Consider the following 17,547-nt stretch of genomic DNA (forward strand, 5'->3'; position numbering starts at 1 on the left):
CTCAATCGACGGCGCGGGGGAAGAGACCCCGGGGGCGGAACAGCAGGACGAGCAGGAAGGCGATGTGACCGGCAAGGATCTGCCATTCCGGATTGACAGCGGCGCCGAGTGTCTGCGCCACGCCGAGAATGACGCCGCCGGCGAGCGTTCCCCACAGCGAACCGAGACCTCCGATGATCACAGCCTCGAAGGCGTAGATCAGACGGGACGGACCCGAGGTCGGATCGAAATTGGCGCGGGTGCCGAGATAGAGTGCGGCGATGGTGACGATGACCATGGCGAGCCCGGTGGCGATGGCGAAAATCTGGTTCGGGCGAATGCCCATCAGCCCCGCCGTCACCACATCGTCGGAGGTGGCGCGGAAGGCGCGGCCGAGCGCCGTCCTGTAGATCAGCTGGTTGAGGCCGACGATCACCATAACAGCGGAGGCGAAGGTCAAGAGCGGCATGACGCCGGCATTGATGCCGCCGAGCGAGATCGACGCCTGTTCGAGGGCGCCGGCTGAAATGCGGCGGCTGTCGGCGGTAAAGCTCTCCAACAAACCATTCTGGATGACGATGGAGAGGCCGAAGGTCACTAGCAGCGGCGGCAGGATATCCTTGCCGAGCGTGCGGTTGAGCAGGTGATATTGCAGCAGATAGCCGGCGCCGAACATCAGCGGCGCGGCGATCAGCGCCGCCAGAAACGGATTGAGCCCGAGGGTCGATACGAGCACGAGGATGAGGAAGGCGGCGAATACGATCAGGTCGCCATGGGCGAGATTGACGAGCCGCATGATACCGAAGACGAGCGAAAGTCCGGCCGCGAACAATGCATAGAGCCCGCCGAGCAGAATGCCCTGAAGAATGGTGTCAAGCCAGTTCATGGGCGTCCGCTCCGAAATAGGCCGCGTGGATGTCGGCGCGATCGAGCTCGCCCGGTCGCCCTTCAAGCGTCACCCGGCCCTCCATCATGCAATAGACGCGATCGGCGACTTTCAGCGCCTGGGCGATGTCTTGTTCCACAATGACGATGGCCGCTCCCGTCTCACGGATGCGCGGAAAGGCGGCGTAGATGTCCTTGATCACCACAGGCGCCAGCCCGAGGCTGAGTTCGTCGCAGAGCAGCACTTCCGGATTGGACATCAGCGCCCGGCCGATCGCCACCATCTGCTGCTGGCCGCCGGAGAGCGCCGTGGACGGTTTGCTGCGTCTTTCCTTGAGGATCGGAAACAGCTGATAAACGCTCTCCAAGGTCCAGGGACCGTCGATTTTGCGGCCATGACGCCCCACGAGCAGGTTTTCCTCGACGGTCAGCGAGGGGAACAGCCGCCGTCCTTCCGGCACCAGCGCCACGCCACGCGCCATGACATCCGGGGCCGACAGCGCGCCGATCGCTGCGCCGCGATGCAGGATCGCGCCCGGCTCATTGCGCAACACACCGGCGATCGAGCGCATCAGCGTCGATTTGCCGGCGCCATTGGCGCCGATCACGGCGATGGTTTCGCCGGGATGGAGGACGAGATCGACGCCGAACAGCGCCTGGAAGTCGCCATAAAAGGCCGTGAGATTGTTCGTCTCGATCAGGCTCATCGCTCAGACCTCCATGCCCAAATAGATCTCGCGCACCTCGCGCGAATTCATGATGGTCTGCGGATCGCCATGGCCGATCACCCGGCCGAAATTGAGAACCAGGATTTTCTCCGCCACCGCCGTCAGCGCATGCAGCACATGCTCGATCCAGATGATCGTCATGCCTCGCTCATGCACGCGCTTGATGGTGGCGACCAGCTGCCGGCATTCGCCTTCGGTCAGGCCGCCGGCGATTTCATCGAGCAGCAGAAGCTTGGGCTGGGTGGCCAGCGCGCGCGCCAGCTCCAGCCGCTTGCGCTCGAGCAAGGACAGGCTGCCAGCCGGCCGATTGGCCTTGGCGATCAGCCCTGTTTCAACCAGTATGTCCGCGCAGAGATCGGAAACATCGGCTTCCTTTTTCTCGCTGCCGAAGGCGCCGGCGACCAGCAGGTTCTCATAGACCGTCAACCGTTCGAAAGGCTGCGGAATCTGGAACGTGCGACCCATGCCGGCAAAACAGCGTTGCATCGGCGGCATGGTGGTCACATCCTTCCCGTCAAAGCGGATATTGCCCTTGGCGACGGAAAGGTTGCCGGTGATCAGATTGAACAAGGTCGATTTCCCTGCCCCGTTCGGCCCGATCACGCCCAGCGCTTCGCCCGGCTCGACGGCAAAGCCGATCTCTTCGGCGACCACAAGGGCCCCGAAGGATTTGGACACTCCGCTGAGTTCAAGGATCGGCATGGTTGCGTTCTCGGTTAGAAAATTGGTGTGTCGCTTTGGGGTTACCCCCCTCTGGTCTGCCGACCATCTCCCCCTCAAGGGGGGAGATTGGCTGGCGGCGCCGGCTTCCCTCACTCTCGACGTCAGTTGCTGGACGGTGGTCGCGCCTCTGGCAATCTCCCCCCTTGAGGGGGAGATGTCCGGCAGGACAAAGGGGGGTGCAGCATCCGCAGACGCTCCCCTCCCATCATCAACCCAACGCCTCCATCTTGCCGCCGAGCGGCACATTCGGGGCCAGTCCGTTTTCGACGACCACAAGATCATAGCCGCCGCCGGATTTCAGCCGCCACTGGCCGCCGACGAGCGGGGTCTTGGCGACGTTTTTCTGCGCGAAGGGCGGCAGCTTGTCGCTGTTCCAGGCGATTGGGCCGACAAGCGTATCGAGCTTGGTCTCGCCGATGGCCTTAGCCACGGCGTCGCCATCCGTAACGTCCTCGGCGCGCTTCATGACGTCGACGGCGAGCTCGAACAGCGCATGGGCAAAGCCGATCGGCTGCGTCCACGGCCGGCCCGTCGCCTTGGTGAAGGCGCTCGCGACATCGGCGGCGCTTTCGCCCGTCAGCGACGACTTGAACGGATGCGAGGGCGTCCACCACACTTCGGTCGAGAGATTGTGGCCGGCGTCGCCCAAGGCTTCGACCGTCTGCGGAAACAGCAGCGCCTTGCCGATCGAGGCAATCTTCGGCTTCAAGCCCTGCTGCTTCGCCTGATTCCAGAAGGTGGTGAGATCCGGCGGGATCATCACGCCGGTCAGGATCTCCGTTTCGGCCTGCTTGAACGCGTTGATCTGGGCCGAGAAGTCGTCGGTCAGATTCTGGTAGCGGCCGGTGTCGGTGAGGCCATAGCCTAGCTTTTCCAAGACCGGCGGGAAGCCGACGACCTTGTCTCCCCAAGCATTGCCGTCGCCGTCATTGGGGAAGAGGCCGCCGACCTTCTTGTTGGTGTCGATCTGGCCCCACATGCCGGTGAACACGGCGATGATGTCTTCGAGCCCCCAGAAGAAATGATAGGCGTAGTTGAACGGCTTCCAGCTTGCGGGATCGCCGGGATTGCCTTGCTGGCCGATGAACCAGGGCTGCCAGGGCGCGACCGTCGACAGGCAGGGCACCTGCTCCGCCTCGCAGGTGGTCGAGACCGGATTGGTGGTTTCCGGCGTCGACGACACCAACATCAGATTGATTTCGTCGTCGACGATCAGTTCCTTGGCGACTTCGGCGGCGCGGTTGGGGTTGGACTGGCTGTCCTTGACCACGACTTCGTAATTCAGCCCCATCTTCTTCGTGGTCGCCAGGAAGCTGTCGATCACGAATTTGTCGGCCTCGCCAAAGCCGGCGAGCGGCCCGGTCTGCGGGCTGACATAGCCGAGCTTCACCGCCGCCTGCTGGGCAATCGCCGGCGCGGCCAGACCCGAGGTTGCGAGAACCGCGCCGCCCGCAGCCGTGGTTTTCAGGAACTTGCGTCTGGTAAACATGCTTCCTCCCATCATCGTCTCTCCTCCCAAAGAGCGCGCCTCGCGCGTCGGATGTCTCGGTCAGTCGGGCCTCACGCCCTCCCAGGCCTGCTGCAGCAGCGTCCGGATCGATGTCTGGTCGATCGGGCGCGGATTCCAGTATGGATTTTCAGTCGCGATATTGGCCGCGCCGTCGAGATCGGCTTCGGACAGACCGAAATCCCGAAGCGACAGCGGCGCTCCGATTGATTTCGCAAAGTCCCAGAGCCCCCCGCCGATCGAGCCGCTGAAAATGTCTGCGGCCGGCGCCAATTCCTCGCGCGCCGCTTGGGCGTTGAAGGCGGCGGTGTGCGGCAGCATGATTGCATGGGTCTCGGCGTGCGGCGTGTCGAAGGAGCCGCCCAGCGTGTGGCAGATCTTGTGATGCAGCGCCATGCCGACCGCCCCGAGCACCGTGCCGCAGAGCCAGGCGCCGTGGAGCGCGTCGGCGCGGGCTACGGCGTCCTGCGGACTCTTCACGAGAACGGGCAGGCTGTCGGCGAAGGCCTTGAGGCCCTCGACCGCCATAAGCGTCGAAACCGGGTTGCGATCCCTGGCGTAGAGACCCTCGACCGCATGCGCCATGGCGTTGAGGCCACTGGTGACGCTCATGGCGACAGGCAGGCCCAGTGTGAGGTCGGGATCGTAGACGACCACTTCCGGCAGGATGCTCGGATGCCGCACCGTCGTCTTTCGCCCGTCTTCCGTTTGACCGAGGATCGGCGTGACCTCCGAACCGGCATAGGTGGTGGGGATGACGATCTGCGGCAGATCCGTGCGATACGCGATCGCTTTTCCAAGGCCTGTCGTCGATCCGCCGCCGAACGACACCAGGCAATCCGCCCGGCGTTCGGCGACGATGTCGAGCGCCGTCTGCGTCACCGTCACGGGTGTATGCATGACGGCGCCGGCAAAGACGCCGACCGAAAGCGCGCCGAGCCGTTCGGAGAGAGCCTCGGCATCGGCTTTCTGATGCGACGTCGCGAGCACCAAGGCCCTGCGGCAGCCGATCTCCTCGATGGCGGAGCCGATTTCCGCGCTGCGGCCTGCGCCGAAAAGGATACGGGCTGGGCTGGCGGCATAGGTGAAGCGCCTCATTTGCTCCTCCCCGGCCGTGCGCGGGCCATGACGAATCTCAAGCTGACGCGCGATGTTCGCTCGTCGTCGGCAACATTTTCCTCGAAATTGTGAACGAGTTCCGGACGCACGCCGAACAAGGCGTCTTCATCGAGCCTCGGGTCCTCAGCGTCGTAGATGTGGGTGGTGATGGTCTCGAAACCCGGTGCGCGCACCACGAAATGCAGATGGGCGGGTCGGTGCAGCGGATAACCCGCCTTGGCGAGCAGTCTGCCCACGGGGCCGTCGCCAGGGACATCGTAGCCTGCCGGACGAATGGTGCGGTAATGGAACCGGCCGTTCTGATCGGCGCGAAACAAGCCTCTCAAATTGAACTCGGGCTGCAGGTCCGGCTGCTGGTTTTCATAGTAGCCCTGTGCATTCGCCTGCCAGGTTATGATCTCGGCGGCGTGAACAGGCAGGCCGTCGAGATCTTCCACACGTCCTTCGACGACGAGAGTTTCGCCTTTTCCGTCCAGCGAGATCGAACCGCCGAGCGATCGTTCCGGCGTGTCGGCTCTGAAAAAAGGACCTCTGATCGTGTTGGGCGTCGCGCCGGAAGGCCTTCGACTGTTGATCTCTTCCACGAGCGCGGACGCGCCGACGAGATCGGAGAACAGCACCCACTCCTGGCGTCGCTCGTCGGAGGCGTGTCCGACTTCGGTCAGGAAATCGAGAACTTTGCGCCATTGCTCCTGGGTGGGGCGAAATTCCTTGATGAGTACATGAACGCGGCAAACCACGGCGGACAAAAGCCGAGCGGTGGCGTCATCGGGATCGCCGAAGCGATTTGCGAAGGCCTCGGCGGATGTCGCTTCGTCGAAGGTGATGTGCTGTGCGGCCCGCGACATGCATCTCCTCCCAAATCTGCATTTCTGGCTGCAGGTGGTATAGCAGGCGCCGGATGCCGGATTGATGTTTTGTTTTGCAGCCAATATAACAAAACGTTATGAAGATCGACGAGCGTCACCTCATTCAACTGGCAGCCGTGGTCAAGAGCGGAGGCGTCACCGAAGGCGCAGCCCTGCTCGGGCTGGCTCAACCTGCCGTGTCGCGAACGCTGTCGATGCTCGAAAAGCGCTTGGGTGAGCCCCTGTTCATCAGGGGACGACGTCCGCTGCAGCCGACGCCGCTCGGGATCGCCTTGGCTGAACATGGGCTGACGATGCTCGCCGCATCGCGCAAGGCGTCCGATCTCCTGGAGAGTTTCCGGGTCGGCAAAAGCGGGGTCGTCAGGGTGGGAGGCAGCCCGTTCTTCATGGACTCCCTGATCGCCGGGATGTGCGCGGAGTTCCAGGCCACGCATCCGGATGTGCGCATCGACCAGTCCTACGGTTATTTCCCCGATCTGCGCGCCGCGCTGAGGGCGGACCAGATCGATCTGGCCATCTGCCCGATCGACATCCTCGACGAAGGCTCGGGCCTCGCTTTTCAGCAGATCCTGCCCGGCCGCAATGTCATCGCCTGTCGCGTCACGCATCCGCTCCTGTTGAAGCGGCGCGTGCAGCCGGCGCATCTTCTGGACTTCGCTTGGGTGGCTCCGCCGCCGGGCAGCCCACTGCTCGCCGACCTCAGGGCGCTGCTGCTTTCGTTCGGGGCCACCGAAATCCGCATCCGCTATTCCGGCGGCTCGCTCGCCAGCGTAGTCAACTATCTCAAGGGGGCCGACGCCCTGACCGTCATGCCTCACAGCGTCGTCTTCGCCCAGCGCAAGGAGAAGACGATCACGGCCTTGCCGATCAACATTCCCCATCCGGAACGCGCGCTGGCGATCCTCCGACGCGTCGACGCGCCGCGCTCTCCCGCGGTCGAACAGTTTGCCGTGTTCGTGCGATCGAGCTTCGAAAACCTCCGTCACCTGATCAAGCGCCATGAAGAGGCGGTCGTCTGGGGAAGTTGACCAGACGTAAAGCGAGCGGAGACCCGTCGGGCCGGCTTTCGCGCTCAGGCCGGATGATGAAGAATGCTCATGCCGCCATCCACCGTCAGGCAGGCGCCGGTCATGAAGCGGCATTCGTTCGACACCATGAACACCGCCGCCATGGCGATTTCCTCGGGCTCGGCGATGCGGCCGCCGGGATGTAGCTTCATCGTCTCCGTCCTGGCGGCGTCGGGGTCGGGAAAGCTGTTCCAGTAATCGATCACCTTCTGCGTCGCCACATAACCCGGCGCCAGCGCATTCACCCGCACCTGACGCGGCGCATATTCGATGGCCAGCGATTTTGTCAGCCCCATCAGCGCATGCTTGGCGAGCGGATAGGGAAAGGTGTGGGGGATGATTGTGAAGGCGTGGGTCGAAGCGATGTTGAGGATCGCGCCCTCCCCTGCCGCCAGCATGTCCGGCAGGACCGCGCGACAGCAGTTCCATGCGCCGTTGAGATTGATGTCGAAACAGCGCGACCAGTCGTCGTCGCTCAAGGCCAAAGGCTCGGAAAAGACATTGACGCCGGCATTGTTGACCAGCGCATTGATCGATCCGATCTCGTCTTTCGCCCGAGACACGCCCTGCGCGATCCCGGCTGCATCGGTGATGTCTGCGGCATAGCTCGCCACTTGCGCGCCTCCAGCCCGCAACGCCTCGACCGAGGCAGCCAGCAGATCGCCGTCGCGATCGACCAGCATGAGCGCCGCCCCTTCGCGCGCAGCCGCCTCCGCGATGGCCAGGCCGATGCCCTGGGCAGCGCCGGTGATCATGATCCTCTTGCCGGTCAACCTGTCAGCCAAGATCGTCTCTCCTGAAATCTATCGTTATTGTCGATCGCATCGCCTCGCCCGGCTCCAGAAGCCTGAGACCGCCAAACTCAGGCAGGTGATGCCCGTTCGGCAGATGCGTCATCGGCTCCCAGCAGAAGAAGCCAGCCTCCGCGCTCGGCGAATAGAGCATTGCGACCGAATGGTCCGGCGCGGTTATGATGGCGGAGACGCCGCGGTCAGGCCAGCGGATTTGCGCTGCCCCGTCCCAGCCGTCGAAGGCATTGTTGAGGAAGCGGTCGGGAAGAGTGGCGTCGCCTCGGGGATCGAGGTCATCAGGAAGCGCTGTCCTTGCATCCGGCAGATGTCCTGCACGTTCGGTCCAATAGCCCGTGACATTTGCTTCCACGCGGACATTCTGCGTACGGAGGAAGAAGGGGTGTTGGCCAAGGCCGAATGGCAGAGCTTCCTCGCCATCGTTGCGGACGAATAAGGACAGCGACAGGAGGGCGCCGGAGACGGACAGGGTTTGTTCAGCGGAATAGGCGTAGGGTGTTCCAGCGCTCGGCGTCTGCCGCAGAGACAGTTTGATCCGGTCCTCTTGCGCCTCTTGCACCGCCCATGCCCTCAGCCAGCCGTCGCCATGGAGATAGAGCGGATCGCTGCTGTTTGGAGATAACTGGTAAGTCTTCCCACCAAGCTCGAACCGGTTGAACTCCACCCGGTTGCCGAAGGGGACGAGCGGAAAACAGCTCAGATCCCCATTCACTCCGCCGACCGCCGGCATGACCTCGACGCCGTCGAACCGCACCGCGCCCAGACCGCCGCCCCGGAGCGAGACCGAGGTGTCGATCCGGTCGGAGGCGAGCGGGAGCGGGAGCGACAGCGACGTCACTTCTGACGGCCTGCCGCCGACATGCGGAGATTGTCGAGAAGCACCGCGATCAGCAGGATCAGGCCGCGCACGAGATACTGATAGAAGGCCTGGATGTTGAGGAGGTTCATGACATTTTCGGCGATGCCCATGATCATCACGCCGATGAAGACGCCGGTCATGGTCGCGCGGCCGCCGGCCAGCGACACGCCGCCGAGCACGCAGGCCGAGATGACCGAGAGTTCAAGCCCCGTGGCTGCGTTCGGCTGGCCCGAGGTGATGCGCGAGGCGAGCAGCACGCCCGCCACGCCGCAGACCAGGCCCTGAAGCGCGAAGATCCAGATACGCATGCGCACGACATTGACGCCTGCGAGCCGCGAGGCTTCGGGATTGCCGCCGATCGCCAGCGTATTCTTGCCGAAAACGGTGCGGTTCAAAAGAAAGCCGAAGACGATGAAGAACAGCGCCATCACCCAGATCGGCGTGGGTATGGTGAGAAAACGCGACAGCGCCAGCTGATAGAAAGCGGGATCGTTGATGCCCACGGCGCGGCCGTCCGAGGCGATCAGCGCCAGACCGCGCACGATCTGCATGGTGGCGAGCGTGGTGATCAGCGCATTGATGCGGAAGCGGGCGATGACGACGCCGTTGACCGCGCCGACCGCGAGACCGCTGATGATGGCGGCGGCGACGCCGAGCAGGATCGAGCCGGTGGCGTTGGACGCCATCACCGCCACCATGCCCGAGAAGGCCACGATCGAGCCGACCGACAGGTCGAAATCGCGCGAGGCGAGGCAGAACATCATGGTGCAGGCGACGATGCCGATGGTGACGACCGATTGCAGCAGACCCAGCACGTTGCGCTCGGTCAAGAAGTTCGGCACCGTGAGCGAGACGATGACGAAGGCGAGCGCGAAGATCACGAGCAAGCCCTGTTCGCCGAGGAGGATTTTCTTCAAAGCGGGCATTGGTCTTTCCATCAAGAATGAGCGGCCAAAGCGGCGGCCTCGTCGGGCAGCGCGGCGGCGAGAATGGTCTTTTCGTCGAATTGGTCGCGGCTGAATTCGGCCGAGTGTTCGCCGCCGCACATCACGATGATGCGGTCGGCGATGCCCATGATCTCCGGCAATTCGCTGGAGATGGCGATGATCGCCGTGCCGTCGGACGCGAGCCCGTAAAGAATTTCGTAGATCTCCGCCTTGGCGCCGACATCGATGCCGCGCGTCGGCTCGTCGATGATCAACGCCTTGACGCCCTGTTCGGACAGCCAGCGGCCGAGAATGACCTTCTGCTGGTTGCCGCCGGAGAGATTGACGATATCCTGCCGGCGCGAGGGCGTGCGAATGCGCAGCGTCTGGATAAAGCGGTCGGCGAGCTCAGCTTCCTGCGTCGGCTTGATGACGCCGAGCGGCGAGAAATGCCGGCGCGAGGAAATAGAGATATTCTCCTCCACCGACCGGCCGTGGATGATGCCGTCATGCTTGCGGTCTTCAGGGCAGAACACCATGCCTGCCCGGATGGAGGCGCCGGGGCTGTCGGGGGCGACCGTCACGCCATCGAGACTGACGCGCCCGGTCGAGCGCGCATCGGCTCCATAGACGAGCCGCGCCATTTCCGACCGCCCAGCCCCGATCAGGCCGAAAAAGCCGAGTATCTCACCACGGCGCACCGAAAAGCTCGAGGGGTGACCAAGGCGTGATCCGGAGATATCTTCGACCTTCAGCCTGACATCTCCGAGCGGACGGCCCCGCCAGCCCCAGATATTGCTGATCTCGCGGCCGACCATTTCGCTGATGATCTGGTCGCGACTGACGCCGTCGAGTGTCGGGTGATGGGCCGCGAGCTTGCCGTCACGCAGCACGGTCATGCTGTCGCAGAGCCGGAAAATCTCGTCGAGCCGGTGGGAGACATAGAGAATGACGGCGCCGGCCGCGCGAAGGCGGTCAATCAGCGTAAAGAGGATTTCGCTTTCGCGCGAGGACAGAGACGATGTCGGTTCGTCCAGCGCGATGACGCGCGCTTTCACCATGACGGCCTTGGCGATCTCCACCATCTGCCGTTCGCCGATCGACAGCGAGCCAACCTTACGGTCGGGATCGATGTCGACGCCCATCGCGCCGAGCCGCGCCTTGACCGTCTCGCGCATCGCCTTGCGGTCGATGACGCCGAAGCGGCCGGGAAAGCGTCCGAGCCAGAGATTTTCCGCCACCGTCATATCAGGCGCAAGCTGTAACTCCTGGTGAATGACCACCACGCCGGCTGCAAAAGCGTCGCTGACCGAGCGATAGACCTGCTCTTGGTCTTCGATGCGAATGACGCCGGTATCGGCCGACTGGTCGCCGGAGAGAAGACGGATCAGCGTCGACTTGCCGGCGCCGTTTTCACCCATCAATCCATGCACGACGCCGCGGCGAACGCCGAAGGATACGTCCGACAGCGCCCGGACGCCGGGATAGGTTTTCGTCAGCCCGGAAAATTCCAGATAATCGGCCATGCGCCTCGTCTCCCAGAAAGCCCCGGCGTTGGTCGCCGGGGCTGTAAGATCGCACTCTACCGTGACCCGAGGCGGATCACTCGATGCCGAGATCCTTGCGGACAGCCTCGTAGTTGTCGCGCAGGGCGAGCTGGCCGGCGGTCAGCGTCTGCTTTTCCGGCTCCTTGCCGTTGGCGATCCACTCATACATGTTCATCGCGGTCTCGTAACCGTGGCGCTTCGGCGAGATGATCACAGTGCCGAAGAAGCCGGTGGCCTCTGGCTTCTTGAACTCGTTGATGGCGGAATCGGCGCCGCCGATGCCGATGCCGATGAAGTTGTCGGCCGTCACGCCGACGGATTCGGCCGCGCGCACCGCGCCCAGCACCGCCTCGTCATTGAGGCCGACGGCGATCCACTTCTTGATATTGGCGTTCTTGTTGAGCACCACTGTCGCGGCGTTGAGCGCGGCCTCGGTGTCGGTCTTGGCCTGCGGCGCGTTGAAGATATTGGCTTCCGAGAAGCCGCTGGCCTTCAGCACCGACAGAGCGCCTTCGACACGGTCCACCGCAGTCGGCAGCTGGTCATAGGAGACGCGGATCGCGCCGACTTCCTTTGGATCCCAGCCGCGCTTCTTCATTTCGTCGGAAATCGCCTGACCGACGGCTTCGCCGATCTTGGTGGCCGAAATGCCCATATGGGGAACGTCTTCGAGCGGCGCGCCGGAGGCGTCGACAAGACGGTCGTCGACGGTCATGACCTTGAGATTGTTAGCCGCAGCTTTCGCGACGATACCCGGGCCGAGCTTGACGTCGGGCGTGCAGATGATGAAGCCCTGCGCGCCCTGCGCGCCGAGATTATCGATCGCCGACTGGACCTTTTCGCCGTCCTCAGCGCCGATCTTGACGACGGTGAAGCCTTTTTCCTTGCCGGCCTGGTCGGCGAATTTCCATTCATCCTGGAACCAGGGCTCTTCGGGCTGCTTGACGATGAAGCCGATCTTCACGTCTTCGGCGAAGGCCGAGACGGCGCCGGTCACGGCCATGGCGCCGGCGAGCAGTATCGTGGTGAGAATACGCATGAAGTCCTCCCTTGTGATGTCGCTGCCTCTCCCGCAGTCATCCTTTTGTAGGATGAATCATCATATCCGTCAATTCCTGTTGTATGATGAATGTGGGCGTTTATAATACAATCGTGACGAGGCGGGTTGACGAGACGGCGCGCGCCGCGCATCTCTCATGATCCGGGGGAGACGGATGTGGACATGATCGAGCAAATACCGGCGGTGTCGGAAGCGGCGGCGAGCGCGCGCCGCCCCAGGGTGGGCGAAGGCGTGGTCGGGGCGATCGCGCGGGACATCTGTTCCGAAATCTATCCCGAAGGGACATTCCTGCCCCGCGAAAACGACCTCTGCGAGCGCTATGGCGTCAGCCGCACAGTGATCCGTGAAGCCATCAAGGCGCTCGAATCACTCAGGCTGGTCCGCAGCCGTTCGAAAGTCGGCACCGTCGTCTGTCCTAAAACCGAATGGAATATACTCGATCCGCGAGTCCTCGACTGGATCGGGCCCGAGATCTTCGAATCGGACCTTCTGTCCTGCATTTTGGAAGCGCGCCGCGCGATCGAACCCGCTGCCGCCGACATGGCCGCCGCCCGCGCCAGCATGCAGGACATCGCCGAACTGGAACGCGCCTGGCGCGACATGCGCGACAGCGAAGGCGAAGGCGATCTCGAAGCCTTCACCGAAGCCGATGCGCGCTTCCATGTCTGCCTGCTCAAGGCCAGCGGCAACCGCGTCTTCCTGCAGATGGCCGGAATCATCGAAGCCGCGCTCCGGTTCTCGCTCCATGCCTCCAACGAGGCGGTAGAGCGACATGACGAGGCGATCGACATCCATTTCGAACTGGTCGAAGCGCTCAGGCTGCGTGACCGCGCCGCCGCCGCCGATTGTTCGAGACGGATGCTGGACATCGCCCAGCGCGACCTGACAGCGGCCGTGGAGCGGCGAAAAGGCTGATCTCACACAAATTTGGAAATCGTGGCCCGGCCACAGAAGCAGAGACTGAATCGATGAAAATCACCAAGCTGACCACCTATATCGTCCCGCCGCGCTGGTGCTTCCTGAAGATCGAGACCGACGAGGGCGTCACCGGCTGGGGCGAGCCCGTCGTCGAGGGTCGAGCGTTGACGGTGGAGGCCGCCGTACATGAACTCGCCGACTACCTGATCGGCAAGGATCCGTTCCTGATCGAGGATCACTGGCAGGTCATGTATCGCGCCGGCTTCTATCGCGGCGGCGCGGTGCATATGTCGGCGCTTGCCGGCATCGACCAGGCGCTCTGGGACATCAAGGGCAAGGCGCTCGGCCAGCCCATCCATTCGCTGCTCGGCGGCCAGGTGCGCGACAGGATCAAGGTCTATAGCTGGATCGGCGGCGACCGCCCTTCCGACGTGGCCAACAATGCGCGCGACGTCGTCGCCCGCGGCTTCAAGGCCATCAAGCTCAACGGCTGCGAGGAGATGCAGATCGTCGACACCTGGGAAAAGGTGGAAAAGGCGGTCGAGACCATCGCCATCATCCGCGAGGCGGTGGGGCCGCATATCGGCATTGGCGTCGATTTCCATGGCCGGGTCCACAAGCCGATGGCCAAGGTGCTGGCCAAGGAATTGCAGCCCTATAATCTCCTGTTCATCGAGGAGCCGGTGCTGTCTGAGAACCGCGAGGCGCTGAAGGAGATCGCCAATCATTGCTCGACGCCGATCGCGCTCGGCGAGCGGCTCTATTCGCGCTGGGACTTCAAGGGCGTGCTGGCCGACGGCTATGTCGACATTCTCCAGCCGGATCTCTCGCATGCCGGCGGCATCACCGAATGCCGCAAGATCGCGGCGATGGCGGAAGCTTATGACGTGGCGCTCGCGCCGCATTGCCCGCTAGGGCCGATCGCGCTCGCCGCCTGCCTGCAGGTGGACGCGGTCTCCTACAACGCTTTCATCCAGGAACAGAGCCTTGGCATCCACTACAACAAGGCCAACGACATCCTCGATTACATCTCCAACAAGGAGGTGTTCCACTACGAAGACGGCTTCGTGTCTATTCCGCAAGGCCCGGGCCTGGGCATCGAGGTGGACGAAGCCTATGTCATCGAACGCGCCAAGGAAGGCCATCGCTGGCGCAACCCTGTCTGGCGACATGCCGACGGATCGGTGGCGGAGTGGTGAAACGGAAAGTCTGAAGACGCCGCGCACCCTTTCGACGCGACGGGTTCGTCGTCCGCGAACACTTCGCACAACACTTGTATCGCTTGGTAATATCCAGCTTCGAATATTGAATTTTGCAATATTTCGCGGCTGTGGGCAGACGAAACTTGCAAATTGCGCTGCCTGCCATCTCGAAAGCGGGGCACATCGCCCGTGGTCTGTTCACCGCCTCGAGCGAGGCTGTTCCGCAAGGTGGTTCTGTCAGCGCTCCAGCCGAAATACCTTGGCGACAAGGCCCGCAAGGACCGATGGACAGGAAACGTCGGCATCGAGCGGGATCGCCCCATCACGGTTCGTGAGAACCGGCGATGGAAACCGGCTGATCTGATGGGGCGTTATCGCCCACGGCTGTTTCCGGAGGTCTCTCTTTTCCGGGCCAGGCCGTGAGGGCCACATCGATCAGTCGCTTCAGCCGCGTATTGCAGGCGCCATCGCATGCCTGTGCAGACATGCCCTGAACAATGGCGCCATAGAAGCGCGCGAGCGTGTCGGTGTCGGTTTGAACAGGCAGTTCACCCTCATCGGCCGCTCGATCAAAACGAGCTTTCAGCGTCTGGATCGAAGCCTCGCGCAATGCCGCCGTCATCCGTGCGACAGATGCGTTTTCTTCCGCGTGCTGCAGGACCGCCGTTGCGACCATGCAGCCTCGCGGTCTGTCGGGCTGGGTGTCGCCATCGGCGATATCGTAGAGGTACAGTCTAAGGGCTTCGTATGTTGGACGACTGGATTGCAGGATCTCCAAACGTCGCCTGTTTTCACGGCTAACACTGAACTCAAGCGCCTGACGGTACAGTTCTTCCTTGGAGCCGAACATGGAATAAAGCGTCGGCGGATTGATACCCATGGCCTTGGTCAGGTCGGCTGTGGAGGTACCCTCATAGCCGCGTTCCCAAAACAGACGAGAAGCGATCTCAAGACCGACGTCGTGATCGAGCGCGCGCGGTCTGCCCCTTTTGCGAACTGGTTTCTCCATTAAAATAGCGATCCCTATTTAATAGTTGACATGAGGGTTTCGATGATTAATATAGAGGTCACTATTAAATTAATCAACGGAGTAGACGATGACCAACAGAATGGCAAACAAGATCGCCCTCATCACAGGAAGTTCACGCGGTATCGGCAGGGCGGTCGCGCTGGCGCTCGCGAAAGAGGGAGCGGCACTGATCGGGGTGCACTATAGCGCCAACGCCGACGCCGCCAACACCACCGTGCGCGACATCGAGGCGCTCGGCGTCAAGGCCGTCGCGGTGAAGGCCGATCTGCGAGAGGGCAAAAACGCGGCCGACGACCTGTGGGCGCAGTTTAGCGAAGCCGCTCGCACCGAGACGGGGTCGTCCGCTCTCGACATTCTGGTCAACAATGCTGGCATCGCCTTTGCCCTGCCGCTGAAGCAGACGAGCGAAGCTGCTTTTGATGAGGTGATGACGATCAATTACAAGGCGCCGTTCTTCCTTATCCAGGCGGTGGCCGATCATATCCGCGACAACGGTCGCATCATCAATGTGTCTACCGGCTTCACGCGGATCGCGGCGCCGACCCATCCGGCCTATGCTGCTTCGAAGGGGGCGCTGGAGACATTGACTTTGGCGCTGGCGCCGGAATTCGCCACCCGCGGGATTACGATTAATGCCGTACTACCCGGCGTGACGGAGACGGACATGAATGCCGAGTGGCTGGCCTCGCCGGATGCGCGCGCCGGCGCCGAAGCGCTCTCGGTCTTCTCACGGGTCGGCAAGCCGGAAGACGTAGCCGACGTCATCGCCTTTCTCGCATCGAATGACGCGCGTTGGACGACCGGCCAGATGATTGATGCGACGGGCGGCGCCCGGATCTGATCGATCTCGGCGGCTTCTTACATTTTTTAGCCGAGTCGCATCCTAGCCGTTGAGATTGTTGCCGCTCAGGCGCCGTCAATCAGCTTGTTCTTCGGACGCATCCTGACACCGATATCTGAGTGCGGCGCCTGTCCAAACATGGCGCCGCTCAACTTATTCTGGTCGGAGAAGGCATAGTGGCTGAGGAGACTGCGGATCTGCCGGATGGCGTTCGCGTGATCGGCCAGCTCTACCTGGATCAGATCGGCCTGCTCAGCGAAAAGATCGACGAACTGAGCCTGAAGCTTCGCGAGACCACGAAGTCGAATGAAGACATGCGAGGTCTCTGCACTGTTCCTGGCGTAGGGCCGGTGACCGCCGGCGCGACCCTTGGCTTCGCACCCGATCTTCGTGCTTTCAAGAGGGGCCAAAACTTTGCCGCCCGGCTCGGCCTCGTTCCAAGACAGCACTCGACGGGTGGAAAGACCCGTCCGGACGGTGTCAGCAAATGGGACAAACCGATATTAGCACTTTGCTGATCGTTGGGGCCATGAGCCTTATTCGATGGATCGTCCGCAAGGGGGGAGCAGACTTACAGGATGGCGTGATCCGCTGTCTCCTTTGGCCGGCGATGCGGAAAGGCCTGGGCAGATGGGCCGCGGTGAAAAGATCGTCCGACGGAACGATGCGGAAAGGAATTCAGTGTTCAGAATGGGGTAAGCAGTCCCGGGGTTCGAGTCAACCAAGCTCTCTGAACCGATGTGAACCCTGTTCTGCGAACTGCGGCCGCTGTCGCAATGGCTTTGCATCCCGAAGAACAGCCGCTCGGGCGGGGGGCCGGACCATGAAGTTTTCGCCACAGCCCCCATGTCGACACAGGGGCCGTGGAACGGGGATGTCGCTCAACTATGGGTGATCTTGGTGCCGAGGACGTTCAGGCATTCGCGCATGAACGCGGCAAGACCGGTCCAGCCCTTGGCGGACACCATGTTGCCGTCGACATAGGCTTCCGTCGGCTTGACGTCGATATAGATGCCGCCGACCGCCGTGACTTCGGGCTCGCAGGCGCCCAATCCCGCGACCTTGCGGCCCTTCAGCACGCCGGGCACGGCCATCAGGATCTGCACACCGTGGCAGATCGTGAAGATCGGCTTTCCCGTCTCGTGGAAATGGCGGACCATATCCTGGATGCGCTTGTCGGTGCGGATATATTCAGGCCCACGACCGCCGGCTGCATAGACGGCGTCATAATCCTCGACCCGGACTTCCGAAAAAGTCTTGTTGATGTCGGCGTAGTGACCGAGCTTTTCCGTATAGGTCTGATCGCCTTCGAAATCATGCAGCGAGGTCTTGATGCGGTCGCCGGCCTTCTTGTCGGGGCATACGACGTGCACGGTGTGACCCACGGCCTCCATGCCCTGCTGAAACACGAAGATCTCGTATTCTTCGGTGAACTCGCCGGTCAGCATGAGGATTTTCTTGCCACTCATGTCATGTCT

General features: G+C 62.6%; 18 protein-coding genes. 5 read left to right on the forward strand and 13 right to left on the reverse strand.

From position 1 onward, the window contains the following. Window position 1 precedes the first annotated feature (1 nt). The 6 genes from OCK01_RS19520 to OCK01_RS19545 form a co-directional block, all read right to left on the reverse strand. A complete protein-coding gene (locus OCK01_RS19520; RefSeq protein ID WP_263825376.1) occupies window positions 2-865 on the reverse strand; it encodes a branched-chain amino acid ABC transporter permease in 864 nt (287 codons plus the stop codon). Further along, the gene (locus OCK01_RS19525) at window positions 852-1,571 is read right to left on the reverse strand and encodes an ABC transporter ATP-binding protein (RefSeq protein WP_263825377.1); all 720 of its coding nucleotides are present in this window, start codon (window positions 1,569-1,571) and stop codon (window positions 852-854) included. The genes OCK01_RS19520 and OCK01_RS19525 overlap by 14 nt, the downstream gene beginning before the upstream one ends. 3 nt (window positions 1,572-1,574) lie before the next feature. Then, window positions 1,575-2,294 (reverse strand): ABC transporter ATP-binding protein, encoded by a 720-nt coding sequence (locus OCK01_RS19530; RefSeq protein WP_263825378.1) that lies wholly within the window; start codon window positions 2,292-2,294, stop codon window positions 1,575-1,577. 229 nt (window positions 2,295-2,523) lie between these two features. Beyond that, entirely contained in the window at window positions 2,524-3,804 is a 1,281-nt protein-coding gene (locus OCK01_RS19535) for an ABC transporter substrate-binding protein (RefSeq protein ID WP_263825379.1), read from the reverse strand. Between the two features lie 60 nt (window positions 3,805-3,864). Continuing rightward, window positions 3,865-4,920, reverse strand: coding sequence for a maleylacetate reductase (locus OCK01_RS19540; RefSeq protein WP_263825380.1), 1,056 nt, complete (start codon window positions 4,918-4,920; stop codon window positions 3,865-3,867). Then, complete coding sequence (locus OCK01_RS19545; protein WP_263825381.1) at window positions 4,917-5,789, reverse strand: dioxygenase; 873 nt, start codon at window positions 5,787-5,789, stop codon at window positions 4,917-4,919. The genes OCK01_RS19540 and OCK01_RS19545 overlap by 4 nt, the downstream gene beginning before the upstream one ends. 98 nt (window positions 5,790-5,887) lie before the next feature. On the opposite strand from OCK01_RS19545, the gene OCK01_RS19550 reads away from it, so the two are divergent. Next, complete coding sequence (locus OCK01_RS19550) at window positions 5,888-6,838, forward strand: LysR family transcriptional regulator (protein WP_263825382.1); 951 nt, start codon at window positions 5,888-5,890, stop codon at window positions 6,836-6,838. A 44-nt stretch (window positions 6,839-6,882) separates the two neighbouring features. On the opposite strand, the gene OCK01_RS19555 is transcribed toward OCK01_RS19550, so the two are convergent. The 5 genes from OCK01_RS19555 to OCK01_RS19575 all read right to left on the reverse strand — a co-directional run bounded on the left by OCK01_RS19555 (window position 6,883) and on the right by OCK01_RS19575 (window position 12,057). After that, complete coding sequence (locus OCK01_RS19555) at window positions 6,883-7,662, reverse strand: SDR family oxidoreductase (RefSeq protein WP_263825383.1); 780 nt, start codon at window positions 7,660-7,662, stop codon at window positions 6,883-6,885. Next, window positions 7,655-8,524 carry an aldose 1-epimerase gene (locus OCK01_RS19560; RefSeq protein ID WP_263825384.1) on the reverse strand — a complete coding sequence of 290 codons (870 nt, stop codon included), beginning with the start codon at window positions 8,522-8,524 and terminating at the stop codon, window positions 7,655-7,657. Before OCK01_RS19560 ends, OCK01_RS19555 begins: the two co-directional genes overlap by 8 nt. Then, the gene (gene araH, locus OCK01_RS19565) at window positions 8,521-9,471 is read right to left on the reverse strand and encodes an L-arabinose ABC transporter permease AraH (protein ID WP_263825385.1); all 951 of its coding nucleotides are present in this window, start codon (window positions 9,469-9,471) and stop codon (window positions 8,521-8,523) included. The genes OCK01_RS19560 and araH overlap by 4 nt, the downstream gene beginning before the upstream one ends. An 11-nt stretch (window positions 9,472-9,482) precedes the next feature. Next, window positions 9,483-10,997, reverse strand: coding sequence for an L-arabinose ABC transporter ATP-binding protein AraG (gene araG / locus OCK01_RS19570; RefSeq protein ID WP_263825386.1), 1,515 nt, complete (start codon window positions 10,995-10,997; stop codon window positions 9,483-9,485). Window positions 10,998-11,073: 76 nt separating this feature from the next. Further along, window positions 11,074-12,057, reverse strand: a complete 984-nt coding sequence (locus OCK01_RS19575; protein WP_263825387.1) for an arabinose ABC transporter substrate-binding protein — start codon at window positions 12,055-12,057, stop codon at window positions 11,074-11,076. A gap of 183 nt (window positions 12,058-12,240) precedes the next feature. Here OCK01_RS19575 and OCK01_RS19580 point away from each other — a divergent pair, with 183 nt between their 5' ends. Both OCK01_RS19580 and dgoD read left to right on the forward strand, forming a co-directional pair. Then, complete coding sequence (locus tag OCK01_RS19580) at window positions 12,241-12,993, forward strand: FadR/GntR family transcriptional regulator (RefSeq protein WP_263825388.1); 753 nt, start codon at window positions 12,241-12,243, stop codon at window positions 12,991-12,993. Window positions 12,994-13,046: 53 nt separating this feature from the next. Further along, a complete protein-coding gene (gene dgoD / locus OCK01_RS19585) occupies window positions 13,047-14,195 on the forward strand; it encodes a galactonate dehydratase (RefSeq protein ID WP_263825389.1) in 1,149 nt (382 codons plus the stop codon). 325 nt (window positions 14,196-14,520) lie between these two features. Here the strand turns inward: dgoD and OCK01_RS19590 are convergent, their stop codons facing one another. Beyond that, window positions 14,521-15,207 (reverse strand): TetR/AcrR family transcriptional regulator, encoded by a 687-nt coding sequence (locus OCK01_RS19590; protein ID WP_263825390.1) that lies wholly within the window; start codon window positions 15,205-15,207, stop codon window positions 14,521-14,523. Window positions 15,208-15,295: 88 nt separating this feature from the next. On the opposite strand from OCK01_RS19590, the gene OCK01_RS19595 reads away from it, so the two are divergent. Next, complete coding sequence (locus tag OCK01_RS19595) at window positions 15,296-16,069, forward strand: SDR family oxidoreductase (RefSeq protein WP_263825391.1); 774 nt, start codon at window positions 15,296-15,298, stop codon at window positions 16,067-16,069. 176 nt (window positions 16,070-16,245) lie between these two features. Continuing rightward, window positions 16,246-16,587 (forward strand): transposase, encoded by a 342-nt coding sequence (locus OCK01_RS19600; protein ID WP_263825392.1) that lies wholly within the window; start codon window positions 16,246-16,248, stop codon window positions 16,585-16,587. Window positions 16,588-16,950: 363 nt separating this feature from the next. Here the strand turns inward: OCK01_RS19600 and OCK01_RS19605 are convergent, their stop codons facing one another. Beyond that, window positions 16,951-17,538: a DJ-1/PfpI family protein gene (locus OCK01_RS19605; RefSeq protein ID WP_182829563.1), complete on the reverse strand. Its 588-nt coding sequence runs from the start codon at window positions 17,536-17,538 to the stop codon at window positions 16,951-16,953. Window positions 17,539-17,547 lie beyond the last annotated feature (9 nt).

The organism is Rhizobium sp. TRM95796 (assembly GCF_025779995.1).
Taxonomy (GTDB): domain Bacteria; phylum Pseudomonadota; class Alphaproteobacteria; order Rhizobiales; family Rhizobiaceae; genus Rhizobium_E.